Annotated in this window: 20 protein-coding genes; 15 read left to right on the forward strand and 5 right to left on the reverse strand. The window is 31.1% G+C overall.

Annotated features, from left to right (window positions below):
* The first annotated feature begins 122 nt into the window (after nucleotides 1-122).
* The 6 genes from OCU55_RS15750 (at nucleotide 123) to OCU55_RS15775 (ending at nucleotide 8879) form a co-directional block, all read left to right on the forward strand.
* Nucleotides 123-1559 carry a glycoside hydrolase family 1 protein gene (locus OCU55_RS15750; RefSeq protein ID WP_261853250.1) on the forward strand — a complete coding sequence of 479 codons (1437 nt, stop codon included), beginning with the start codon at nucleotides 123-125 and terminating at the stop codon, nucleotides 1557-1559.
* 515 nt (nucleotides 1560-2074) lie between these two features.
* Entirely contained in the window at nucleotides 2075-3391 is a 1317-nt protein-coding gene (locus tag OCU55_RS15755; RefSeq protein WP_261853251.1) for a hemolysin family protein, read from the forward strand.
* A 367-nt stretch (nucleotides 3392-3758) separates the two neighbouring features.
* Nucleotides 3759-5894 carry a glycoside hydrolase family 113 protein gene (locus OCU55_RS15760; RefSeq protein ID WP_261853252.1) on the forward strand — a complete coding sequence of 712 codons (2136 nt, stop codon included), beginning with the start codon at nucleotides 3759-3761 and terminating at the stop codon, nucleotides 5892-5894.
* Nucleotide 5895: 1 nt separating this feature from the next.
* The gene (locus OCU55_RS15765; RefSeq protein WP_261853253.1) at nucleotides 5896-6303 is read left to right on the forward strand and encodes a response regulator; all 408 of its coding nucleotides are present in this window, start codon (nucleotides 5896-5898) and stop codon (nucleotides 6301-6303) included.
* Nucleotides 6304-6313: 10 nt separating this feature from the next.
* The gene (locus tag OCU55_RS15770) at nucleotides 6314-7480 is read left to right on the forward strand and encodes a HEAT repeat domain-containing protein (protein ID WP_261853254.1); all 1167 of its coding nucleotides are present in this window, start codon (nucleotides 6314-6316) and stop codon (nucleotides 7478-7480) included.
* On the forward strand, nucleotides 7473-8879 hold the full coding sequence (locus tag OCU55_RS15775; RefSeq protein ID WP_261853255.1) for a glycosyltransferase family 2 protein: 1407 nt from the start codon (nucleotides 7473-7475) through the stop codon (nucleotides 8877-8879). The genes OCU55_RS15770 and OCU55_RS15775 overlap by 8 nt, the downstream gene beginning before the upstream one ends.
* Nucleotides 8880-9094: 215 nt before the next feature.
* Here the strand turns inward: OCU55_RS15775 and OCU55_RS15780 are convergent, their stop codons facing one another.
* The 4 genes from OCU55_RS15780 to OCU55_RS15795 form a co-directional block, all read right to left on the reverse strand.
* Nucleotides 9095-10936, reverse strand: a complete 1842-nt coding sequence (locus tag OCU55_RS15780; RefSeq protein WP_261853256.1) for an urease accessory protein UreH domain-containing protein — start codon at nucleotides 10934-10936, stop codon at nucleotides 9095-9097.
* Between the two features lie 178 nt (nucleotides 10937-11114).
* Nucleotides 11115-11558, reverse strand: a complete 444-nt coding sequence (locus tag OCU55_RS15785) for a MarR family winged helix-turn-helix transcriptional regulator (protein ID WP_261853257.1) — start codon at nucleotides 11556-11558, stop codon at nucleotides 11115-11117.
* Nucleotides 11559-11560: 2 nt separating this feature from the next.
* The gene (locus OCU55_RS15790) at nucleotides 11561-12043 is read right to left on the reverse strand and encodes a glutathione peroxidase (protein ID WP_261853258.1); all 483 of its coding nucleotides are present in this window, start codon (nucleotides 12041-12043) and stop codon (nucleotides 11561-11563) included.
* Between the two features lie 165 nt (nucleotides 12044-12208).
* Nucleotides 12209-12754 carry a glutathione peroxidase gene (locus OCU55_RS15795; protein ID WP_261853259.1) on the reverse strand — a complete coding sequence of 182 codons (546 nt, stop codon included), beginning with the start codon at nucleotides 12752-12754 and terminating at the stop codon, nucleotides 12209-12211.
* Nucleotides 12755-13095: 341 nt separating this feature from the next.
* Between OCU55_RS15795 and OCU55_RS15800 the strand changes: the two genes are divergently transcribed.
* The 9 genes from OCU55_RS15800 (at nucleotide 13096) to argF (ending at nucleotide 24241) form a co-directional block, all read left to right on the forward strand.
* The gene (locus OCU55_RS15800) at nucleotides 13096-13512 is read left to right on the forward strand and encodes an RrF2 family transcriptional regulator (RefSeq protein WP_261853260.1); all 417 of its coding nucleotides are present in this window, start codon (nucleotides 13096-13098) and stop codon (nucleotides 13510-13512) included.
* A 458-nt stretch (nucleotides 13513-13970) separates the two neighbouring features.
* The gene (locus OCU55_RS15805) at nucleotides 13971-15266 is read left to right on the forward strand and encodes a hemolysin family protein (protein WP_261853261.1); all 1296 of its coding nucleotides are present in this window, start codon (nucleotides 13971-13973) and stop codon (nucleotides 15264-15266) included.
* Between the two features lie 412 nt (nucleotides 15267-15678).
* Nucleotides 15679-16884 (forward strand): argininosuccinate synthase, encoded by a 1206-nt coding sequence (locus OCU55_RS15810; protein WP_261853262.1) that lies wholly within the window; start codon nucleotides 15679-15681, stop codon nucleotides 16882-16884.
* Between the two features lie 10 nt (nucleotides 16885-16894).
* Nucleotides 16895-18277, forward strand: a complete 1383-nt coding sequence (gene argH, locus OCU55_RS15815; RefSeq protein WP_261853263.1) for an argininosuccinate lyase — start codon at nucleotides 16895-16897, stop codon at nucleotides 18275-18277.
* Nucleotides 18278-18395: 118 nt separating this feature from the next.
* On the forward strand, nucleotides 18396-19439 hold the full coding sequence (gene argC, locus OCU55_RS15820; RefSeq protein ID WP_261853264.1) for an N-acetyl-gamma-glutamyl-phosphate reductase: 1044 nt from the start codon (nucleotides 18396-18398) through the stop codon (nucleotides 19437-19439).
* Nucleotides 19440-19626: 187 nt separating this feature from the next.
* Nucleotides 19627-20850 carry a bifunctional glutamate N-acetyltransferase/amino-acid acetyltransferase ArgJ gene (gene argJ / locus OCU55_RS15825; protein WP_345795597.1) on the forward strand — a complete coding sequence of 408 codons (1224 nt, stop codon included), beginning with the start codon at nucleotides 19627-19629 and terminating at the stop codon, nucleotides 20848-20850.
* A 160-nt stretch (nucleotides 20851-21010) separates the two neighbouring features.
* Nucleotides 21011-21868: an acetylglutamate kinase gene (argB, locus tag OCU55_RS15830; protein WP_427847063.1), complete on the forward strand. Its 858-nt coding sequence runs from the start codon at nucleotides 21011-21013 to the stop codon at nucleotides 21866-21868.
* A 133-nt stretch (nucleotides 21869-22001) separates the two neighbouring features.
* Nucleotides 22002-23174 (forward strand): aspartate aminotransferase family protein, encoded by a 1173-nt coding sequence (locus tag OCU55_RS15835; protein ID WP_427847065.1) that lies wholly within the window; start codon nucleotides 22002-22004, stop codon nucleotides 23172-23174.
* A 134-nt stretch (nucleotides 23175-23308) separates the two neighbouring features.
* Nucleotides 23309-24241 (forward strand): ornithine carbamoyltransferase, encoded by a 933-nt coding sequence (argF, locus tag OCU55_RS15840; protein WP_261853267.1) that lies wholly within the window; start codon nucleotides 23309-23311, stop codon nucleotides 24239-24241.
* A 334-nt stretch (nucleotides 24242-24575) separates the two neighbouring features.
* On the opposite strand, the gene namA is transcribed toward argF, so the two are convergent.
* Nucleotides 24576-25592: an NADPH dehydrogenase NamA gene (gene namA, locus OCU55_RS15845; protein WP_261853268.1), complete on the reverse strand. Its 1017-nt coding sequence runs from the start codon at nucleotides 25590-25592 to the stop codon at nucleotides 24576-24578.
* Nucleotides 25593-25642: the final 50 nt, after the last annotated feature.

Genomic DNA, 25642 nt, shown 5'->3' on the forward strand with positions numbered 1-25642 from the left:
TTGTAACAGCTTGTTTTTAGAAAAAACAAAATGTCTATACTAGTTAACATGTTACTATTGTTGTTGCAAATGTTTACTGATAAAAGGTTTAAATATAAAATGAGGTAAAAGGAGTGGTGATTGTGATATACGAAAAATTAAGTAAATTTCCAGATAATTTTCTTTGGGGATCAGCTTCAGCAGCATATCAAGTAGAAGGTGCATGGGATAAAGATGGCAAAGGACCTTCTGTATGGGATATATATACTAAACTACCTGGAACTACATATATGGGAACAAATGGTGACGTTGCAGTAGATCATTATCACAGATATAAAGAAGATGTTGCCCTAATGAAAGAAATGGGGTTGAAAGCCTACAGATTTTCTATAGCTTGGAGCAGAATTTATCCAAATGGAAAAGGCGAGGTTAATGAATCAGGATTAAAATTCTACGATGATCTTATAAATGAATTGATTGCAAATGACATAGTGCCTCTTGTAACTATATACCATTGGGATGTTCCTCAAGCATTGATGGATGCTTATGGTGCATGGGAATCAAGAGAAATAATAGATGATTTTAATGAATATTGTATAACTTTATTCAAGGCTTATGGAGATAGAGTAAAACATTGGGTTACTTTAAATGAACAAAATGTATTTATAGGTCTAGGATATGGTACAGCTTTACATCCACCTGGAGTAAAGGATCAAAAGAGACTTTATGCAGCAAACCATATTGCATTTTTAGCAAACGCTAAAGCAATACAATCTTTTAGAAAGATAGTTCCAGATGGAAAGATTGGACCAAGTTTTGCTTATTCACCAACATACCCAGCAAGCAGTAAACCAGAAGATATATTAGCTTTTGAAAACCATGAAGAGCTAACTAGTCATTGGTGGATGGATGTTTATGCTAAAGGTGAATATCCAAAGGCTGCATATAAATACTTAGCAAGCAAAGGCTTAGCACCAAAAATAAAAGAGGGAGATATAGAACTTCTTAAGAGCGGTACTCCTGATTTTATGGGTGTTAATTATTATAGAACAGCTACCGTTGAAATGAATCCACTAGATGGTGTTGGAGAAGCTAAGATGAATACTTCAGGTAAAAAGGGAACTACTCAAGACAGTGGTATTCCAGGAGTATTTAAAACTAAGAGAAATGAGCATTTAGAAGCTACTAACTGGGATTGGGAGATAGATCCTGAAGGTTTAAGAATAGGACTTAGAAGAATAACTAATAGATATGGATTACCGATATTGATAACAGAAAATGGACTTGGCGAATTTGACAAGTTAGAAGAAAATGATGTTGTCAATGATGATTATAGAATAGCTTACTTAGAAGCTCACGTTAAAGCTTGCAAAGAAGCAATAACTGATGGGGTAGAACTTATAGGTTACTGCACTTGGTCTTTTACAGATCTTTTAAGCTGGCTTAATGGGTATCAAAAACGTTATGGTTTTGTCTATGTAAATAAGGATGAAACTGGAGACAAGGATTTAAGAAGAATCAAGAAGAAGAGTTACTATTGGTATAAAGAAGTAATAGAAACCAATGGTGAGAATGTATAAAAGTATCACTTCACAATTTGAGAAAGGTTTTTAAATCCTCTCATATGTATTTATGAAGGTTTAGAAAACACTATATCTATGAAGTGAAAAATTATAAATAGCAAACCCTTATAGTTAATATATAATAAGTTCCAAACTTGAACTTGCACCTATTAGAGGTAGTATAAGAATATTATATTCTTATCTATATCTAGTAGGTGATTTTTTTCATTTATGAATGTACTACTTCATATTAATTCTTTGCGTAAGCTCATTAAAGCGTCGGATGATTAACCAATCAATTTCAGCACGGTGCTTTAATAGCGCCTAATGTTTATATTTTTAAATTCTCTCACCATAAGCTGTGAGAGTTTTAAAAATAGTATGGACTAGATTGAGAAAGTGTAAGTAGGATAAACTGTATATTAGGCTTTTAAGGTAAATTATTAGACAATTCTAAGAATTTTTCGAATTTGAAAGATTTCATTAGCTATGATATCATTATAGCTATAATGTTTTAGGAGGTATTAAAAGTTATGGACCCGAGCCCGTATGGTAGTATTTTGTTTCAATTATTATTAATAGTGTTTTTAACACTTATCAATGCTTTTTTCTCATCTGCAGAAATGGCTATAATTTCTTTAAATAAGAACAAGGTTAGAAATCTTGCTGAAAAAGGAAATAAGAAAGCCGTATCTTTAATAAAACTTTTGGACGAACCTAGTAACTTTTTGGCAACTATACAAGTTGGTATAACTCTTGCAAGCTTTTTTGCTAGTGCATCTGCTGCAACAGGAATAAGTGGTGAGTTTTCTGTATTCTTGGGTAAGTTTAATATACCATATAGCAGTCAAATCTCTTTGGTGGTAATAACTATCCTATTATCATACTTCACACTAGTATTTGGAGAATTGTTCCCAAAAAGAGTTGCTCTTCAGAACTCAGAAGCAATAGCTATGTTTTCGGTAATGCCGATTGTGTTTGTTTCGAAAATAAGTAGCCCTTTTGTAAAATTCCTTTCAGGATCTACTAATTTATTGCTAAGACTTGTTGGAATTGATGGAAAGAACTTAGAAGAAAAGGTTTCGAAGGAAGAGATAAAGTCCTTAGTTCAAGTTGGACAAGAGCATGGTGTTATAAATGAGACTGAAAAGGAAATGATAGAAAGTATAATAGAATTTGATGACAAGCTTGCAAAAGAAGTAATGACTCCAAGAACTGAAGTATTTTTATTAAATATAAATACTCCTATAAGAGAAATATCTTCAAAGTTATTAAATGAAAACTTCTCTAGAGTTCCCGTTTATGAAGGTCATATTGATAATATAATAGGTATACTATATATGAAAGATTTCTTCTTCCAGGCCAATAAGACAGGGATAGATAAGATTAACATAAGAAGTATATTAAGAACTCCTTATTTTGTTCCTGAGACTAACAATATAGATACACTGTTTAAAGAACTACAAGACTCTAAGAATCATATGGCTATTCTTATTGATGAATACGGTGGATTCTCAGGAGTAGTATCTATAGAAGATTTAATAGAAGAAGTTATGGGAAATATCTTTGATGAGTATGATGAGAATGATAATGAAAGTGAAATTAAGAAGTTAGATAATAACACTTATTTAATAGATGGACTTTTATCAATAAATGATGTTAATGAACATCTACATTTAGATATAGAAACTGACAACTTTGATACAATTGGCGGATTTCTTGTAAGTATGATAGGGAAAATTCCTAAGAGTGACGAAGAAAAAATAGTTGAATATAAAAATGTTATGTTTAAGGTAGAAGAAGTTGGAGATAAAAGAATTAAAAAGATAAAAGCATGTATGACAAGATAATATAAATTTCTTAGATTATTTAAAAACCTTTGTTGAAAAACAAAGGTTTTTTACTGTCTAGAAAAGTATAAAGTTTTTAATATAGCTAAATATAGATATTTCAATGGTTTTAGAAATTTTTTGTGTATAAACAGTAAAAAGTAAAACTTATTCGCCTGCCAGATTTTCCTCATATGAATTCGGAAAGGTAGATACGCAAAAAAACTTACTGAAGAAGGACACTTCAGTAACTTTTTTATTATTATCCTTACATGGACCAATCCGCTTTAGAACATAATAATATTAAGAGATGTTAAAGTACAGTATTGAACTTAAGAATGTATATTAAAATTATTTATGGTGAGTGAGGTATAAGGGGGAATTTATAATGAAGAAGTTTTTAGCAGTGGTGATAACTTTAGCAATTCTTAGCTTTTCAATATGGAAATTTGGATATATAGTTAGGAATAAGTTTTCTACATATACAGAGGATAATACCAAATTCATTACTAAGGTAGATGCTAAAGATTTCTATATATATGAACTAGGAAAGTGGAAAAAGAGCTTTATAAAAGGTGTCAATATAGGTGCAGCTAAGCCAGGCAGCTTTCCGGGAGAACTTGCAATAACCAAGGAAGAATACAAAAGGTGGTTTAAATATATAAGTGAAATGAATGCTAATAGCATAAGAGTATATACTATCCTAAAGCCGGATTTTTATGAAGCGCTTTACGAATATAATCAAGAATCTATTAAGCCTTTATATCTATTTCAAGGTGTTTGGGTTAATGAAGAAGATATTATAAATATAAACAACGCAGAAAATCAAAAGATAAAGAATCAAGTAAAAGCTGATATTAAAGCATTAGTTGATATAATTCATGGCAAAGCAGAATTACCAGAAAAAAAAGGTTATGCCAATGGTATTTATAAAAAAGATATATCTGAATATGTAGCAGGATGGATACTTGGAATAGAGTGGGATCCTGATTTTGTCATCAACACAAATGAAATCAATAATAAAAACAGTGAGTTTGAAGGGAAATATCTATACACAAGCAATTCATCACCATTTGAAAAATTTCTCTGCGAAATAGGTGATTATGCTATAGACTATGAAACCTATAATTATAAAATGCAAAGAGCTACCGGTTTTACAAACTGGGTAACTACAGATATGTTATCTCATCCCAATGAACCATTACCTAAAGAAGATAAAGTAGCTGTAAATACAGAGCATATAAAAGCAAAACAAGCGTTTAAACCAGGATTATTTGCATCCTATCATATATATCCTTATTATCCAGATTTCATGAACTATCAACATGAATATGCACAATTTAAAGATCCTAATGGCAAGGTTAATACCTATAGGGCTTATCTAAAGGAGCTTAGAAAGCAGCATACAGTTCCTGTACTTGTTGCTGAATTCGGTATTCCTGCATCCAGAGGAAAGGCTCACGAAAATATACATATGGGATTTAATCAAGGTGATATTGATGAGAAGACGCAAGGAGAGATGGATAAGTTTATGTTGCAGAACATACATGATGAAGGTTATTGTGGGGGTCTTATATTCACATGGCAGGATGAATGGTTTAAGCGAACTTGGAATACTATGGATCTTGATATACCAGAAAGAAGGGCTTATTGGTCAAATCCTCAAACTAATGAGCAGGAATTTGGAGTTCTAGCCTTTGAACCTGGGAAGAAAGATAGTGAGTGTTATGTTGATGGAAACCCTGATGAATGGCAAAGTAGTAAGCTCTCAGCTAAAGGCAATGATTTTAGCGTTTATGCCAAACAGGATGAGAAATATTTATATCTATATGCCAAAGTAGATAATTTCAATTTAGAAAAAGATAAGTTCATTATCCCCATAGATGTAACTCCTAGTTCAGGTAGTTTATCCATTCAAGACACTGATATAAGGTTTCAAAGACCGATAGATTTTATTGTAAATATTGATGGTAAAAGTAATTCAAGAATTATGGTACATAGTTATTACGATTCTTTTTATTACCTTTATGCAAAACAATTGAAGATGATAGATAGAAATACTGCATTTGAAAATAATGATAACAATATATTTAACCCAATATATTTATGTCTTAATAAAGAGCTATTACTTCCTCAAGATAAAGTTGTTATACCTCTATCAAAGTATGAAACTGGTAGATTAACCTTTGGTGATGGCAATCCAAAACATGATACATTTAACTCATTAACAGATTTTAATGTTAATGGAGATAATATAGAAATAAGAATTCCATGGCAATTATTAAACTTTATGGATCCATCTACAAAGAGTATAATGAATGACTTTAATATTTATGGAATAAAAGCTACAAAAGTTGAAGGCATATATTTAGGAGGAATTCATGTAACTAATAATAAAAACATAAATAGTAATGAGATGGGATATTTTAGCTTGAATGAATGGAATAACCCAAGTTTTCATGAGAGGCTTAAGCCTTCTTATTACATATTAAAAGAAGCTTTTAAAGATATAGGAGGACAATAGGTTGAAAAATAAATCACTTTTAATGGTGAGCAGAGATGATAAAATGACCGGGGGAAGAATATTAATTGTGGATGATGATGTAACCTTAACCTCAATAATGGTAAGTAGATATAAGGAGAAGAATTACTCTGTTGCAGTTGCTGATAATGCAAATGCAGCTCTAGTATTAATGAAGTATACCTTGTTTAATCTTCTTATAATTGATTCTTATATGGATACTATGTATGCAGATGAATTTATAAAAAAGGTTAAAAGACTAGATGAAAATATTAACATAATAGTCTTGTCTGCTCAGAAATCAACTGAAAATATAAATTATCTTTTAGAAATAGGAGCAAGTGAAATTGTAAAAAAACCATTTTCACCAAAAGAGATGGACGAAATCATAAAAAAGTATATAAAAGAATGATGGTGAATTCATGGAACAGTACATATATTACTCTATAATTCTTTTTAGTACTATAGTAGCATTTCTTTATTTGTATATAATAGTGGAAAAGAGCATAGAAAAAATAGCTAGAAAACAGAAGTCTAGGTATGAGAAACAATTAATTCCTGAAATAGATTCTATAATTAATAAGGTAATAGATACTGGAAATATAAAAGATATCGATATTGATAGAAAGAGACTTAAAAAAATACTAAGGAATAGTATAAGGAGGGATATACTAGAAGAAAGAATAAGCTACTATCTTGAAAATTTCACTGGAGAATTTAGAGAAATCTTAATACAATTTTGCGAAGATTATAGAATTGTAGAAGAAGAATTGAAAGATTTAAATACAAGAAATATATATAAGAAAGCACTATGCTGTAAGAAGTTGGGGGAATTAAGAAGTAAAAAAGCCATAAAAGATTTATTAGAGCAAGTTTCTATATCTATACAAGATATAAAATATAATGCTCTTTTAGCTTTAGCAAAAATAGGAGATGACCAAAGCTTTATAGATGCTTTTTCAAAGATAAATGGATCAATTCTCTTAAGTGAAAGAAGTCTCATTGAGATAATAGATAGCTTTGAAGGAAATAAAAGTTTTGTGTATTCAAAAATGATAGATGATGAAGACGAGTTTATAAGCTCGTTATTTATAAAATCTGCTGGCAATTCATTAGAGTATACCTTGATAGAGCCTATAGCAAAATATTTAGATAGTAATTCTAAAGAAAGAAGAATATCAGCAATAAAAGCTTTAGGTAATATGAAGGATACTCGTTATATAGATAAAATTTCTGATCTTTTAGATGATGAAAGTTGGGAAGTCCGGGCTTTAGCTGCTAAAACTCTGGGAAGATATAGTGATACAAATATCATACCTAAATTAATTGATAAATTATCTGATAGGCAATGGTTTGTAAGATATAATTCTGCTGTTTCTATACTAAAGCTAGATGAGAGTTTGCAGTATGTGCATAAAGTATTTGAAGGGCATGATAGGTTTGCTAAAGATATAATAATATCTGCTATGGAAGATACGGATCTAATGTCAAGAATATTTGATGAGGAGAATAACAAATACTATGATGAAAAATTAGCTGTACTTATAAAAAACTACATTGATAATGGTGGTGAAACAAAGGATGAGTAATATCTTAAGGGAAGTAATTTTAGCGTTTAACCACTTTATCTTATATTATGTTCTTATTGTTAATGGGATATATTTTATTCAGCTTATATTATCAAGCTTTAACTTGTATGATTATATAAGAAAGATGAGATATTCGAACCACAAAAAATATACTGAATCAGATAATATGATTCCTATATCGGTATTAGTACCAGGCTATAATGAGCAAGAAACCATAGTAGACAACATAAAATCTCTTCTGGCTTTGAATTACCCTACATTTGAAATAGTAGTAATTAATGATGGTTCTAAAGATGAAACTCTAGAAAGAGTAATAGAAGCATTTAAGCTCAGAAAGGTATATCAACCTATAAGATATAGAGTTGCTACCAACGAGATCAAAGCAGTATATAAAAATATAGATATACCTAAACTAGTAGTGGTAGATAAGGTAAATGGAGGAAAGGCTGATGCCTTAAATGCAGGAATAAATATATCTAGATATCCAGTGTTTGCATCTATTGACGCTGATTCAATATTAGAAAGTGACTCCTTAGTAAGAGTTATAATGCCTTTTGTAGAAGATAAACTCACAATAGCTGTAGGCGGAATAGTGAGAATTGCCAATGGAAGCACAATAGATAATGGTAAGATAAAAGAAATAAGGTTACCTAAAAATAGAGTAGCTATGTTTCAGATAGTTGAGTATCTTAGAGCATTCTTAACAGGTAGAATGGGGTGGGATGCAATTGATGCTTTGCTTATAATATCTGGAGCTTTTGGAGCATTTAAAAAAGAGAGCGTTATAGAAGTTGGTGGTTATACTGTTAAAACTATAGGTGAAGATATGGAACTAGTAGTAAGGCTTCATAGAATTATGAGAGAAAGAAAAGAGAAATATAGAATAAAATTTATACCAGACCCAGTTTGTTGGACTCAAGCTCCTGAGAAGTTTAAGGATTTAAGGGTGCAACGAAGAAGATGGCAGATTGGACTTATGGATAGTCTGTTCAAACATAAACGGCTACTTTTTAATCCTAGATATGGTAAGATAGGTATCTTAGCGGCTCCTTATTTTTGGGTGTTCGAGATGATTGGACCTATAGTGGAAGTAGTTGGATATGTGTTTATTCCTTTATCATATTTTTTCGGAGTACTTAATGTTAGGTATTTTCTACTTTTTTTAGCTTCATCCATACTATATGGAGTTATACTTTCTATAGGAGCGATATTACTGGAGGAATACACTTTTAATAAGTATCCATCAATATGGCAGCTAATGAAATTAACTTTCTATGGAATAATAGAGAACTTTGGATATAGGCAGATGACTACGCTATACAGATTAGAAGGTATAATAAAATTTAGAAAGCTAAAGGGAAGTTGGGGAAGTATAAAAAGAAAAAAGTTCCAGGGGTAAAACAATACATATTAATGTACCACTTCGTACAGTAATTTATACTTTTAAGCTTTCTCACCAGAATCTGTGAGTGCATTAAAAATAGACCTATGATCGAAGTGGTACAGCTTTAAAGAGTTCCTATGAAGAAACTTAATTTACACTTGTTCGCAAATCAAGTACCTATGAATTATAGCATGTATAAATTAATAGTTGGATAGAAACTCTATATGTGATTATTGATTTATGGTGTCATTTCTTATCTGTTCTAAGTCAGCATTATCAAAGTCAGAGACAACTTTAATAACACCGTAAACATTATTATCTTTTTCAATAAAATAAGTTTCTTCTTTATCGAATTTCATATTTAACTTTCCAAGATAATTGCTTATTGTAAAGCTATTAACCTTAGTGTTAGTAGTAAAACCTATAATGTCATACTTACCATCAGCATTATTCATACCATTTAAATTAAGAGAAACGTTAGCTGTGAGACCTTTTTTGAATACCCAAACTAAAGGTTCAAATTCGTTGTTATTAGCTTTAATCGAAAGATTTTGTGTTACACCATTAATTTTAGCTTTTACAACCATTTTATCAGTAGGTACCTTAGAGATAGGTTGACCATATAATTGTGGTTCTTGAGCAGCTCCTCCAGTAGGAGAGCAGCAACTTGCGCCAGCAGCAGATTGTTGTTGATCTGATTGAGCCTTAGAAATGTCTTCTTGAGACACATTGCCTAAATTATCAACAACTTTGATCTTACCTGTAATCATACCCATCCAGCAGCTATAATCAATATCTTTATCAGTAGGTGTAAATTCTATTACATTTTCACCTGATTTTAGTTTTTTACTTATGTTTAGACTGGGAAATACAATTTCGTTATTGCAAGAAGTTATGAGTTTTCCATCTATAACTATCTTGGCTGGCACGTTTTTTTGAAGAAATACTACATTAGGGGAATAACCTTTGCTATCTGCAGTTAAGTTAATAACTTGCTTTCCATCTACTAATTTCCCCTTGTTATCATCAGACATCTTAACATTAGAAGCTAAATTTTTGCTGCTTAAAATAGACATAGGTGATATATTAAAGCCCATTAGAGTAAATCCTCTGTTAGCCATGATAAATCCTAATAATATAACTACAATTCCGCTGACTTTTAGTAGTTTTTTAGTCTTACCGCTGTTAAGAAAACTTGCAGCAACTCCAAATGTAAGCATAAGTGGAATAGTACCTAAGGCGAAAATGAACATAGAAATTGCACCTCTAATTGGACTACCAGTAGCAAGAGCATATAATTGCATTGTTTGAAGAGGGCCGCAAGGCATCAAGCCGTTCAAAAGACCTACAATTAGTGGTTTACCTGTTAGTGATCTTTTTGTATTACAGTTCGACCATGGAAGTTTGATGTTAATAGATCTAAAAAATTTAAACCCAGCCAAATTAAATCCCATTATTACCATAAAAACTCCGGCAATTATAGATATTAATGCTTGAGTCCCTATAGTTATAGTAAATACAGATCCTATAGCACCTACTATCCCACCTAATAGAGTATAAGATATTAATCTTCCAAAGTTATAAAAAAGTGAAGGTTTTAGATTTGAAAACTTATTTACACCTTTTATTGATATACTTTGAGAAAGCATTATACCTCCACACATACCTACGCAATGCAGAGAAGTGAAGATGCCTATTACAAAGAGCATAACGTATGTAGTATTTGTTCCTAGTTTAGAACTCATATCAAAGCCGATAGAATTTTGCCCTAATTTTATAAATACAAATGCTATAAATATTATTGCAATTATAGGTAGTATTTCAGTTTTAGCAGAATTACTACTTTGGGATAAAGTATTTCCTGTGACTGTATAACCTATATCTTCTATTGTTGAACATATTTTCCCATAAGAGCACTTTTCATTGTCAAATTTCACATAAACTGATGAGTTCTTATAACTGGCTTTTACTTCTAAGATACCAGAAAGAGTTTTTAAAGAATTGGATATTCTATTTTCGCAAGAAGTACAGGTCATGTCGTTAACGCTAAGGTTTATACTTTTTATTGCCATTTTTATCACTCCTATAACATTTTACACCTCAAATTTATTTATCTTACGGATTATTTGTTTGTGAAAAATATCAGTATACTATTAATGATATCCATTTTATATGAATTCTTTATGAAGAAATAGAGAAAAGTTAATACTAAAATAAAAACTACCAGAAATAATTCTGGTAGTTTTTATACTATCTCATTGATTCTAGCAAAGCTTTCATACTTTCTCTTATACTAAAAAGTTTTTCTGGTGATAGCTTTGTATTTTCCAATAACTTTTGAGGAATGCATCCAGCTGACAACTTTTTGTTCTTGCCTTCTTCAGTAAGCTTAATTATAACATTTCTTTCGTCTTCTTTATCTCTAATTCTTTCTATTAAATTAGAAGCTTCTAACTTTTTTAATAATGGTGTTAAAGTACCGGAATCAAGATATAATTTGTTTCCTAATTCTTTTACAGTTACACCATCCTTTTCCCAAAGCGAAAGTAGAGTTATATACTGTGTATAAGTAAGACCTAACTCGTCAAGATAAGGTCTATACCCTTTAATTATCTCTTTGGAACAAGCGTAAATAGCAAAGCATAGCTGGTTATCTAATTTTAACATCTCATCTTTTAATTCGTTATCTTCCATTGTTACACGTCCTTTAAAAGTTTATTTATATCCTCCTCAATCTTTGAAGGTGATGTAGTTGGTGCGAACCTGTCTACTACATTTCCATTTGAATCAACTAAGAATTTTGTGAAATTCCACTTAACAGCTTTATTCAAAATTCCACCTTTTTGAGAAGTTAAATATTTGTAGATAGGATGAGCGTTTTCACCATTTACATCAACCTTCTCAAACATTTTAAAAGTTACTCCATAGTTTAGCAGACAAAAACTTTTGATTTCTTCACTGTTTCCTGGATCTTGACTAGCAAATTGGTTGCAAGGGAATCCAAGAATCTCAAAGTTTTTACCTCTAAGTTTATTGTACAAATCCTCTAGCTCTTTAAATTGAGGTGTGAGACCACACTTACTTGCAGTGTTTACTATAAGTAATACTTTACCCTTATAATCAGAAAAGTCAACCTCACGCCCATCTATATCTATAGCTTTAAAATCATATATACTCATTTTTAATACCTCCGATAATATTGAGTTTGATTAAATTGCATAAAATTGAATTGATAGTATAAATATATCATTTATATATTTGAATGTAAATAGGTCTTCTTTAACGAATTAAAATTAGAAATATTATTATATATATTGAAATTAGAATCATCGATAATATATTAATTATAATAAAGCTTCTATATAACTTTCCATGCTTAAAGGATCAACTGGAGATTCAAATCTTCCGATTATTTTACCATTCCTATCAACAAGGAATTTAGTGAAGTTCCATTTTATGGAATCGTCGATTAGAGATTCAGGAAAGTTTTCTTCTAAAAATGCATTAAAAAACTTTTGTTGAGGATCATTTAAGTTAAAACCTCTAAAAGGTTTTTCTGATATAAGATAATTAAATAATGGAAGAGAATCCTTACCGCGAACATCAGATTTTTCAAACATATCAAATGTTACTCCATAGTTTATTGAGCAAACTTTTTTTACGTCTTCATTTGAGCCAGGTTCTTGGTTTTCAAATTGATTTGAAGGAAAACCTAAAATCTCTAGCCCCTTATCTTTATATTTTTCATATAATTTTTGTAGATCTTCAAGTTGTGGGGCAAAACCACATTTAGTTGCAGTATTAACAATGATTAAAACTTTACCTTCATACTTAGATAATTCGATTTCTTTTCCATCGATGTTGTTTACTTTAAAATCATAAATAGACATTTAAAACATCTCCTAATTATATATTATAAAATTAAATTGTATAAAACTGAATTGTATACACATATAATAGCATGGAAAGTTTTTATTGTAAATAAAAATATTGAAAATTACATTTAAAGATTTAAATTATGATTATATATGGATGTGCACTTCATTATAAAATATTTATTTTCAAATTCACATATAAGAACCCAGAGGAGTTATAAAAATAAATTTCGGAGCAAAGTAATCCATCTTTATTGTTAGTAGGAGAGTGCAGATAAATCAAGTGAAACGTTGACATTTCAATGTATTAGTGCTATATTTAGTCATGTATTTAAAACCTTATAAGGGGTAATATTATGAAGATAACACAAGAAGTAGATTATGCTTTAAGAGTCGTTTTATACTTTTGCAAACTAGATTACGGTACAAAGATAGAAGCAAGATCAATATCGGAACATGAAAAAGTTCCTATAAGATTTTTGCTTAAGATACTTAGAAAATTGACACATGCGAAGATTGTTAGTTCTTATAGAGGTGTTAATGGAGGTTATTCATTAGCAAGGCTTCCACAAGAAATACATTTGAATGATGTTATACAAGCAATAGATGGACCTACTTATGTTGCAAAATGTATAGGTGAGCCTGAAATATGTAATGCCAATAGATCTGGAAGATGTCAGTTACATAATGCTTTGAATAGCATTCAAAATATAGTTAATGAACAGCTCAATGGTATAACCTTTGATGATATAATGAATAATAGAGTTAATTAGGGATGAATATTCCCTAATTTTTTTATTCTTTAAAAGATTATAGTAAGTTAAAATCCTTGGATAACTAAAATTTATGCTTTTTTATTAATGCTATTGAGTTTCTTACTCAATAGCATTTTTTTACTTTCTAGACCAGTATAAAATTTTTGGTATAGATGTGCCACTTCGAACAGAAATCTATTTTTAAAACTCTCACGGTTTCTGGTGAGAGAATTTAAAAATAATAAGTTTTATTACGAAGTGGTACATCCATAACTAAACTTAGCAATATTAAGTGGTTATAAAGAGTCGGATGTATAACCTATTAATTGCAACACGGTACTTTAATAGCATATTTTGTTTTTATAAATAAACTAAAGTTAAGAAAATTATAAAATAGGATAATAAAAAGTGTTTTAAGAAATAATAAGCATAGTTAAGTCTAAAAAACTTTTATTTAGTACTAAAGGGAGAATGCTATGGAAGAAAATTTAATCACAAGCATTTTATTAGTAGTAGTATTAATTGCTATAAATGCATTTCTTGTAGCAGCTGAAATGTCCATAGTCTCTTTAAATAAAAATAGAATAGGAATTTTAGCTGATAAGGGAGATAAAAAAGCTATATTACTTAGAAATCTTACCAAGGAACCAAGCAGATTTTTAGCAACTATTCAAGTTGGGATAACTCTTGCAGGTTTCTTCGCCAGTGCATCCGCAGCGACAAGCTTATCAAATAGCTTTGCAAGATTTTTATACCAAAATAATGTACCCTACAGTGACCAAATTGCATTAGTGATTATAACAATTGTAATATCGTATTTTACGTTAGTGCTAGGTGAACTATTTCCTAAAAGATTGGCTCTAAAAAAATCTGAATCTGTGGCCATGTTTACAGTAAAACCTATAGTTATGATATCTAAAGTTACAGTACCATTTGTAAAATTTCTTTCTTTCTCAACCAATCTTTTAATAAGATTATTTGGAATAGATATGAATAACATGGAAGAAAGAGTATCGGAAGAAGAAATAAAATCAATGATAGAAGTAGGAAAAGAGCATGGTGTAATCAATGAAACAGAAAGAGAAATGATTAATGGAATATTTAGGTTTGATGACAAACTGGCTAAAGAGGTTATGATACCTAGAACCGAAGTATTCATGTTAGACGGTGATGAAAAAATCGCAGATGTTATAGAAGAAATAGTACATGAGAAGTTTTCTAGGATACCTATATACGAAGATGAAGTGGATAATATAATTGGAATTTTATATACTAAGGATATTTTTAGCCAATTTATAACCAAAAATATAGAAGATATAGAACTTAATAAATTAGTTAGAGAGCCCTATTTTGTACCTGAAACAAAACATATAGATGAACTTTTTAAGGATATAAAGGAAACTAAAAGTCATATGGCTATATTGATAGATGAATATGGAGGCTTTTCAGGGATAGTTACTTTAGAAGACCTAGTAGAAGAAGTGATGGGAAATATATCAGATGAATATGATGAAGATGAACAAGAGATAAGAAAAATTGATGACAAAACATATAGTGTGGATGGACTTTTATCTATATACAGAGTTAATGAAATACTTAATTTGAATATTAATTCTGAGGATACAGATACTATTGGAGGATTTGTTCTTGAAATGCTTGGAACTATTCCTAAGAATATAGAAAATTCGGTAGTAAATTACGATAACATAACCTTAAAAATTGAAGAGATGAGTGTAAAAAGAGTAGAAAGAGTGAGGATATTTATACAATGACAGATGCAAAGGTTGATTTAATCTTTGCATTTTTTACTGAATAGAAAAGTATATAAGCTTCGTTCATAAATAACCATGTGTAAGTACTATGATGAAATGAAGGAGGATTCTTTAGATACAACAGTTTTAAGAAATAATATATTATAAATATGCATTAATCAATAACTAAAATGAATGTAAAGTTATATTTTTTATGCATTTATACCTAAGTACTATGCACAAATGATAGAAAACAGAATATTTAGAATATTGAATGGATACCTATATAGGTGCAAGCTTTTAGCAAGTATTACAGAAAAGAATACTGGAGAAAAAATATGAATAAAAATTTATTCAAAAGTATTGCATAATTATGAAGAATGAATGTATAATTATAACATGTTTTAAATGAAGAAAATGGAGGGTGTTTTTAATGGCGAAATTAAATAAGGTTGTTTTAGCATATTCAGGTGGACTTGATACATCTATAATAATAACTTGGCTTAAGGAAAATTACGGTTGTGAAGTTGTAGCTGTAGTAGGAGATGTTGGTCAAGGAGATGAGTTAGAAGGCTTAAGAGATAGAGCAATAAATACTGGTGCTTCCGAATTTTACGTAGCTGATCTAAAAGAAGAATTAGTTAATGACTTTATTTTTCCTTGTCTAAAGGCAAATGCTATATACGAGGGAAAGTATCTTTTAGGAACATCTTTTGCAAGACCTATAATAGCTAAAAGACTTGTAGAAATAGCAAAAAACGTAGGGGCAAATGCTATAGCTCACGGTTGTACCGGAAAAGGAAATGACCAAGTGAGATTTGAACTTGGAATTAAAGCATATGCACCAGAAATGAAGATAATAGCTCCTTGGAGAGAATGGGATATTAAGTCAAGAGACGAAGAAATAGATTATGCTATAGCAAAGAATATTCCTATAACTTTAACAAGAGAAACAAACTATAGTAAGGATAAGAACTTATGGCATTTAAGCCATGAAGGTTTAGATTTAGAAAATCCAGAAAATGAACCAGACTATGATAAGATACTAGAACTTTCAGTATCTCCTGAAAAGGCTCCAGATGTTCCTACTTATGTAACTTTATCTTTTGAACAAGGTATTCCTACGAAGATAGATGGAGTCGAATATGGTCCAGTTGAACTTATCAAAAAGCTTAATGAAATAGGCGGCAAAAACGGAATTGGTATCATAGATCTTGTTGAGAATAGACTAGTAGGTATGAAATCAAGAGGAGTATATGAAACTCCAGGTGGAACGATTTTATATTATGCACATAAAGAACTAGAAACCTTATGTTTAGATAGAGAAACATCCCACTATAAAGAATTAGTTGCAACTAAGTTTGGAGAATTGGTTTACTTTGGTTTATGGTTTACTCCTTTAAGAGAAGCACTAAGTGCCTTTGTAGATAAGACACAAGAAACAGTTACTGGAGATGTGAAGTTAAAGCTTTATAAAGGAAATATAATTAATGCTGGAATAACATCACCATATTCTCTTTACAGTGAAGAAATAGCAACCTTTGGAGAAGATCAAGTTTATAACCAAAAGGATGCAGAAGGATTTATAAATCTATTCGGATTACCAATTACAGTTAAGTCAATGCTTTCAAAAAAATAGGAGGTAAGTTATGAAACTTTGGGGTGGAAGATTTCAAAAGGAAACAAACAGTTTAGTTAATGCATTTCATTCCTCTATATCTTTTGATTATAGATTATATGAAGAAGATATAAAGGGAAGCATAGCTCATGCAAAAATGCTTGCAAGCTGTAATGTTATTTCTTTTGATGATATGGAGAAGATTGTTGAAGGGCTTAAAAATATTTTAGCAAACATAGAAAATGGAAAAGTTAATTTTTCAGAAGATGCTGAAGATATACACATGAATGTAGAAACAATGCTTATAAGCAGCATAGGTGAAGTTGGTAAAAAGCTTCACACAGGAAGAAGTAGAAATGATCAAGTAGCATTGGATTTAAGAATGTATGTAAAAAAAGAAATTGATAAATTGAAAAACTTAATATTGAAGCTTGAAAATTCAATATATAAGATAGCATCTGAAAATGTTGATACCATAATGCCTGGATATACACATCTTCAAAAGGCACAGCCCATAACCTTTTGTCATCATTTGTTAGCTTATGGAGAAATGTTTAAAAGAGACTATTCAAGACTTGTGGATTGCTATAACAGGATGAATGTATCCCCACTTGGAAGTGGGGCTTTAGCAACTACCACTTATCCTCTTGACAGATACATGGTAGCGGAAGAATTGGGGTTCGATGACGTTACTATGAATAGCTTAGATGGTGTATCTGACAGAGATTATGTAATAGAACTTAATAGCGCTTTAGCAATAATAATGATGCATTTATCGAGGTTTTCCGAGGAAATAATTCTTTGGTGTACTGGAGAATTTGGTTTTATAGAGCTTGATGATGGATTTTCTACAGGTTCCAGCATAATGCCACAAAAGAAAAATCCAGATGTAGCAGAGCTTGTTAGAGGAAAGACAGGAAGAGTTTATGGGGGGCTTATAACTCTACTTACAATGATGAAGGGACTTCCTCTAGCTTATAACAAGGATATGCAGGAAGATAAAGAGGCTATTTTTGATAGTTTAGATACAGTTAAGTTATGTATAGATGTATTTAGTGATATGCTTTCAACGGTGAAGGTTAATAAGGGTAGAATGAGAGATGCAGCTGGTGAAGGATTTACCAATGCTACCGATGGAGCAGATTATTTAGTTAAAAAAGGGATGCCTTTTAGGGATGCTCATAAGGTGATTGGACAGCTGGTTTTTTATTGCATTGAAAAGAAAACAAAATTGGAAAATCTAACTTTAGAAGAATTCAAGGAGTTTTCAAGTTTATTTGACAAAGATATTTATGAAGCTTTAGATCTTAAAAATTGTGTTGAAAGAAGAGAAGTTGTAGGAGGACCGAGCAAGTCATCCGTGAATATACAATTAGATAATTTAAAATATTTTATTAAAAAAGAGCAGAAATAGAAATGTAACATTTCAGTTTGAAGACTATTTTTAAAACTCCTCTTAGTTTTAAGAGGGGGATTTAAAAATATGAATTTGTATATGAAGTTGATACATTTATAGATAAGGGGGACGTTAAGTGAACAAGTTAAGGGTTGGAATAATAGGTGCTACTGGATATGTTGGGATAGAGCTTTTAAGACTGCTTCTTACTCATAATGAGGTTGAGGTTACAGCAATAAGCTCTTCCTCTTTTGAGGGGAAAAATATAACAGACGTATATCCAAATCTTTTGGGATATACTAATTTGAAATGTGAAAATACTGATGAGGTTGTAGAAAATAGTGATCTACTTTTCTTAGCACTCCCTCATGGATTAAGTGAAGAAATAGCAAATACTGCAATAGCAAAAGGTAAAAAAGTAATAGATTTAGGAGCAGATTTTAGACTTGAAGATGAAAGCGAATATGAGAAATGGTATGGAAAGAAATATTTATATGGAAGTCTTCATGAAAAATCTGTTTATGGACTTTGTGAAGTAAATAGAGAACTTATTAAAAAATCACCTATAATAGCTAATCCGGGGTGTTTTCCAACATCTATAGCATTAGCTTTAACTCCCTTACTAAAGCATAAGCTTATTAAAAAGGATGGAATAATAATTGATTCTAAATCTGGAGTAACTGGAGCAGGAAGAGGGCTTTCATTAACTTCTCACTACCCAGAAAGTAATGAAAATATATCTCCTTACAAGGTTGGAGGAGTTCATAGACATATTCCTGAGATAGAGCAAAGCTTAGGTAAAGCCTATGGTGAGGAAATAAGAATTGTATTTACACCACATCTTATACCAGTAAATAGAGGAATACTTTCAACTATATACTGCGAATTGAATGAAGAAGTGAGCTATGAAAAAGCTTACGACACTTTAGTGGAAGCGTATAAAAGTGAGAAGTTTGTTAATATAGTACCTAAAGGACAGACAGCTTCGATAAAGTCAGTGACCTTATCAAATAACTGTCAAATATCAATTCATTTTGATGAAAGAGCAAATAAGCTTATCCTATGTTCTGTGATAGATAATATGCTAAAGGGAGCCGCAGGTCAGGCTATACAAAATATGAATATAATGATGGGCTATGAAGAGAATAAGGGGTTAGAATTTTTAGCACCAGCATTTTAACTTTTTAAGAAGTTATATTCTAAGATGTACCACTTCGATCTGAAATCTATTATTAAAACTCTCACGTGTTCTGGTGATGGAATTTAAAAATAATAGATTTTATTACGAAGTGGTACATACATAGATAAATTTGTGGATAAGTATACTTTATAATGAAAATTTGTTAGTGATTTTTTTAAGAGGAGGAATAGAAATGGATATATTAAAGGGTGGAGTTACAGCACCGAAAGGTTTTGTAGCTTCAGGTATACATTGCGGATTAAAGAAGAAAAAAGAGAAAAAGGATTTGGCACTTATATATTCAGAAAAGATATGTGATGCAGCGGCAGTTTATACTCAAAATAAAGTTAAAGGAAGCCCTATATTAGTTACTGAAAAGAACTTACTTGATTATAAGGCTCAAGCAATTATAGTAAATAGCGGTAATGCAAATACCTGCACAGGAGAAGATGGAATAATAAAAGCTAATAGAATGGCTGAAGTAACTGGTGAGAGACTTGGAATAGACAAGGAGAATGTTATTGTTGCATCTACTGGAGTTATAGGTGTTCCTCTTAATATAGAAGCAATAGAAAACGGAATGGATGAGCTTGTAAACAGCGTAAATAGAAACGGAAACATAGATGCAAGAGAAGCTATAATGACTACTGATACGATAAAGAAAGAAGTAGCGGTATCAATAAAGGTTAGTGATAAAAAAGTTACTATAGGTGGTATGGCAAAAGGATCAGGAATGATTCACCCTAACATGGCTACTATGCTAGGATTTATAACTACTGATGTCAATATAGATGGAAAATTGTTAAAAGAAGCTATTTTACATGCTACTAACAAAAGCTTTAATAGAGTAAGTGTTGATGGAGATACAAGTACAAACGATATGGTAGCAGTTCTTGCAAATGGTATGGCAGGAAATGAAAAGATTACAGATAAAGATGAGAGCTATTATAAATTTTTAAACGCATTGACTTTTGTATGTACAGAACTTGCTAAACTTATAGCTAAAGACGGTGAAGGTGCAACTAAGATGATTGAATGCTATGTTAAAGGTGCTTTAAATGAAGAGCATGCAGTAGCTTTAGCAAAATCAGTAATTCAATCAAGTTTAGTTAAGACTGCTGTATTCGGTGCAGATGCAAACTGGGGAAGAATATTATGCGCTCTTGGATATTCAGATGAACCTTTAGAGGTAGAAAAGGTTGATGTATCTTTTGATAGCATAAAAGGATATTTAGAAGTTTGCAAAAATGGTATGCCAGTACCTTTTAGTGAGGAAAAAGCAAAACTAGTACTTGGAGAAAGCGAAATATCTATAATAATTGACTTAAAGATGGGCGAAGAAGAAGCTGTCGCTTGGGGCTGTGACCTAAGTTATGAATATGTAAGAATCAATGGAGATTATAGAACTTAAAACTATTCGTAAGTGCTTTAGTACCATATTGAAATTAAGGTATCACTCCATCTGGTGCCTCAATGAGCTTGCTCATATAGTATCACCTGTAGTAACACCTTAATTTCAAGAATTAATCCTAAGAATAGTTAGAACTTATTATTATAAAGAGGTGACAGCTGTGAGCAGTATAGATTTTAAAAAAGCCAATACGCTTATCGAAGCTCTTCCATATATAAAAGAATATTATGGTAAAACTATAGTAATAAAATATGGTGGAAGTGCAATGAAAAACAAGACTCTTAAAGAAGCAGTTATAAATGACTTGATACTTATGAGTTGTGTTGGAATAAATGTAGTTTTAGTACATGGCGGTGGTCCAGAGATAAATATATTTCTAGAAAAAATGGGGAAAAAGCCAAAGTTTATAAATGGTTTAAGATACACTGATGAAGAGACAATGGATATAGTTCAAATGGTGCTTGCAGGTAAAGTAAACAAAGAGCTTGTATTTCTTATAAATTCTTTAGGTGGAAAAGCTATTGGATTATGTGGTATTGACGGAAATATGCTTATAACTGAAAAAGTAAAAAGTGAAGAGGATTTAGGTTTCGTTGGAGAAGTAAAAAAGGTGAATACAGAAATAATAGACAACAGTTTAAAGCAAGGATATATATCCGTAATAGCAACTGTTGGTATAGGTGAAGATGGAAAAGCCTACAACATAAATGGGGATATAGCTGCAGCTAATGTAGCTTCAGCTCTAAAAGCAGAAAAACTTATACTTCTTACTGATGTACCTGGACTTCTAAGAGATCCAAGTTCAGAAGAAACTCTTATTTCAGATATTAGAGTAGGAGAGATTCCGGAGCTTATGGAAGAGAAGATAATAAGCGGAGGAATGATACCTAAGATAAACAGTTGTGTTGAGAGTATTAGAAATGGAGTTAAGAGGGTTCATATTCTAGATGGAAGAATGCCGCATTCTGTTCTTATAGAGTTGTTCTCAGATGAAGGTATAGGGACTATGATTCACTAATATAGTACATCACTGACATTAATCAGCAGTTAATATTATTAATTAATATCATATAGCAGTTTAGATCTTTTAGAGACTCTTTGTATTAAAATGGTTTTGATTTAATAGAGTCTTAAAGTAAATAGGAGGTGCAATAAAAATGGATTTTAAAGAGAAATGGAATGAGTTCTTCATGGATACTTATGGACAATTACCTATAGCTCTTGTTAAAGGTGAAGGTAATTATCTTATAGATTCTGATGGAAAAAAATATATAGATTTTACTAGTGGTATAGGGGTATCTTCTCTAGGCTATGGTAATGAACAATTAAAGAAGGGATTAAAGGATCAGATTGATTTACTTTTGCATACTTCAAATATATTTTTTAATCCAGTAGCTATAGAAGCTGCAGAAAAGCTAGTAAATGCAAGTAAATTAAAGAAAGTTTTCTTTGCAAACTCTGGAGCAGAAGCAAATGAAGGTGCTATAAAGCTTGCAAGAAAATATAGTTTTGATAAATATGGTGAAGGAAGAGGAAAGATAATTTCTTTAAAGCAATCTTTCCATGGAAGAACTCTTGCGGCATTGAAGGCAACAGGACAAGAGAAATTTCATAATTATTTCTTTCCATTTCCAGAAGGTTTTGTATATGTAGAAAAAAATAATATAGAAGCCCTAAAGGAACAGCTTGATGGAACTGTATGTGCTGTAATGATGGAAGCTATACAAGGAGAAGGCGGAGTATTTCCTTTGGATGAAAACTTTGTAAAAGAAGCAGTTGCATTATGTAAGGAAAAAGATGTGTTAGTAATATTTGATGAGGTTCAGTGTGGTGTAGGAAGAACAGGAAAATTCTTTGGTTTCGAGCATTTTAATGTTAATCCAGACATAGTAACCCTAGCCAAAGGATTAGGTGGTGGACTTCCTATCGGAGCAATTTTAGCTGGTGAAAAAACTGCTGGAGTATTCAAAAAGGGAGATCACGGTTCAACTTTTGGAGGAAATCCAGTAGCACTTAAAGGTGCAAGTGTAGTTCTTGATGTGGTAACCAGTGAAGGCTTCATAGATGAAGTTGCTAAAAAGGGTGAACTTATAAAGAACATAATAGAAGGTTTTAATATTCCAGGAGTAAAAGAAGTTAGAGGAAAAGGGCTTATGTTAGGTATTGAACTTGAAGGTGAAAGCAAAGATGTTCAAGAAAAAGCTTTGGCTAAAGGAATATTGACTCTTACTGCAGGAGCAAAGGTTTTAAGACTTCTTCCACCATTAACTATAACTGAAGAGGAAATAAAAGCTGGATTAGAAATTCTTAAAGAATGCTTTTAGTGTAAAACTAAGGCTACATTTAATGGGTGAGTTGAAATTTAGGTGTCATACATCCAATACTTTAATGAGCTGTGCAAAGAATTAATATTATTAAATTATTGCTTTATAAATAAAATATCTTGGGGGGATGAGTTATGGAAAATAAGCATTTACTAAAGCTAAATGATTATACAAAAGAAGAAATAATGGAAATACTAGAACTTGGGGAACAGCTTAAGTATGAAACAAAGCATGGTATACCTCATGATCATCTGTTAAAAGGAAAGACTTTAGGAATGATATTTGAAAAATCCTCTACAAGAACTCGTGTATCCTTTGAGGTTGGTATGTACCAGTTAGGCGGTTCAGCTTTGTTCCTAAGCTCACATGATATACAACTTGGAAGAGGAGAACCAATAAAGGATACAGCGAGAGTTCTATCTAGATATTTAGATGGAATAATGATAAGAACCTTCTCCCAAAAAGATGTTGAAGATCTAGCAGAATATTCAAGAGTACCTGTAATAAATGGACTTACTGATGAAGAGCATCCATGCCAAGTACTAGCGGATTTACTTACAATAAAAGAGTTTAAAAGGAAATTTGAAGGGCTTAAGGTTGCTTTTATAGGTGACGGAAACAATATGGCAAATTCTTTAATGGTTGGATGTTTAAAAGTGGGAATGAGTATAGGTATCGCAACTCCAAATGGTTATGAGCCACCTGAACACGTAATAAAAAATGTAAAGGAAATAGAAGCGTCTTCAAAAGGAATTGTTACCTTTGCAAGCGATCCAGTGGATGTTGTAAAAGATGCAGATGTAGTTATAACAGATGTTTGGACTAGTATGGGGCAAGAGCAAGAAACAATTAAAAGAAAAGAAGCATTTAAGGGATATCAGATAAATAGTGATCTTATGGGAATAGCTAAGAAAGATGCTATGGTCCTCCACTGTCTTCCAGCTCATAGAGGAGAGGAAATAACAGAGGACATACTTGAACAGCATGCAAAAGAAATATTTGAAGAGGCAGAAAATAGACTTCATGCACAAAAGGCTGTTATGGTTAAGTTGATGGCAAATAAATAAGCTAGGATACTTTTATAAGTAATAATATTAAAGCGGTAATGCATAATTTTATATGCAAACTATGATTATATAAATAGAACTTTGAGATTAATGAAAATTAGTCACAAAGTTCTATTTTTTAGGGGAAAGTATAGTGGATTATATTTCCATAGTTGTGGATAAATTTTAATATGAAACCATAAACATATGAATATAAAAAGAAGAATATGTCGCTTGTAAGATTCCTCATATGTATTTGGAAGGGTAGATACACAAAAATGCCCTATATGATAGAAACTTTTATATCGTCTATCATATAGTGTACATTTTAAGTGGATTCAGAGATTTTTTTATATTAGTTGAAGGATCTTAGATATTGCTTAGGATAATCAATCTCTACATGTTTTTCTCTGGCTTCATTTAGAACCAAGTAAGGATTTCTTAAAAGTTCTCTTCCAATTGCAACTAAGTCTGCTCTTTTATTAGATATTATTTCTTCTCCCATATTAAGATCTGTTATTAAGCCAACAGCTATAGTTGGTATGTTGCATTTTTTTCTAATTTCATTTGAATAATTAACTTGGTATCCAGGGTATACAGCTATTTTTGCTGGAACTAATCCGCCAGTACTTACATGGACTATATCAATATATTTTTTAACTTCGTTTATTATTTCAACCATATCATCTAAGGTTATGCCACCTGCAGTATAATCATCTGAAGATACTCTAAGTGAAATCGCCTTATTTTCTGGCCAGACTTCTTTAATAGCATGCAATATCTCTTTAAGGAATTTAGTTCTGTTTTTAACATTACCACCATATTCGTCTGTCCTTAGGTTTGAAAGTGGTGATAAGAATTGATGTATTAAGTAACCATGAGCTCCATGTATTTCAATTGCATCAAATCCAGCTTTATCAGCTCTTTGAGCAGCTTCTTTAAACTTTGTTATGATTTGTTTTATATCGTTCATAGTTAATTCTCTAGGCAATAAGCTAGCTTCATCAAATCCAATTTTACTTGGAGCAACTGCTTCACTAAAATTTCCTGTATATTTTCTACCTGCATGATTGAGTTGTATAGCTATTTTAGAACCATATTTTTTTACACCATCAACAATGTTTTTTAACCCTTCGATGTGATAATCATTCCAAATACCTAAATCATTATCTGAGATTCTACCATTTTCAGTTATGCCACTAGCTTCTACAATAATGAAGCCCACTCCACCTATTGCTCGAGTTATATAATGAGTATAGTGGAATTCATTAGCTTTGCCATCTGTATCTGCAGAGTACATACACATAGGTGGCATAACAATTCTATTTTTTAAAGTGGTATTTTTTAAGTCATAATTACTAAAAATATTCATGTATTTCATCTCCTTAATATAAAGTTATTGATTAATGTTATTATAGTATA

Source organism: Clostridium folliculivorans, from assembly GCF_024341905.1.
GTDB lineage: Bacteria > Bacillota > Clostridia > Clostridiales > Clostridiaceae > Clostridium_AR > Clostridium_AR folliculivorans.

Coding starts and splice junctions, on each gene's coding strand:
- OCU55_RS15795 (WP_261853259.1), bottom strand. CDS start 12,754: ATGTCTATTTATGATTTTAAAGTAAACAACATCGATGGAAAAGAAATC.
- argF (WP_261853267.1), top strand. CDS start 23,309: ATGGAAAATAAGCATTTACTAAAGCTAAATGATTATACAAAAGAAGAA.
- OCU55_RS15810 (WP_261853262.1), top strand. CDS start 15,679: ATGGCGAAATTAAATAAGGTTGTTTTAGCATATTCAGGTGGACTTGAT.
- OCU55_RS15770 (WP_261853254.1), top strand. CDS start 6,314: ATGGAACAGTACATATATTACTCTATAATTCTTTTTAGTACTATAGTA.
- OCU55_RS15760 (WP_261853252.1), top strand. CDS start 3,759: ATGAAGAAGTTTTTAGCAGTGGTGATAACTTTAGCAATTCTTAGCTTT.
- OCU55_RS15805 (WP_261853261.1), top strand. CDS start 13,971: ATGGAAGAAAATTTAATCACAAGCATTTTATTAGTAGTAGTATTAATT.
- OCU55_RS15755 (WP_261853251.1), top strand. CDS start 2,075: ATGGACCCGAGCCCGTATGGTAGTATTTTGTTTCAATTATTATTAATA.
- namA (WP_261853268.1), bottom strand. CDS start 25,592: ATGAATATTTTTAGTAATTATGACTTAAAAAATACCACTTTAAAAAAT.
- OCU55_RS15790 (WP_261853258.1), bottom strand. CDS start 12,043: ATGAGTATATATGATTTTAAAGCTATAGATATAGATGGGCGTGAGGTT.
- OCU55_RS15785 (WP_261853257.1), bottom strand. CDS start 11,558: ATGGAAGATAACGAATTAAAAGATGAGATGTTAAAATTAGATAACCAG.
- argH (WP_261853263.1), top strand. CDS start 16,895: ATGAAACTTTGGGGTGGAAGATTTCAAAAGGAAACAAACAGTTTAGTT.
- OCU55_RS15800 (WP_261853260.1), top strand. CDS start 13,096: ATGAAGATAACACAAGAAGTAGATTATGCTTTAAGAGTCGTTTTATAC.
- OCU55_RS15780 (WP_261853256.1), bottom strand. CDS start 10,936: ATGGCAATAAAAAGTATAAACCTTAGCGTTAACGACATGACCTGTACT.
- OCU55_RS15775 (WP_261853255.1), top strand. CDS start 7,473: ATGAGTAATATCTTAAGGGAAGTAATTTTAGCGTTTAACCACTTTATC.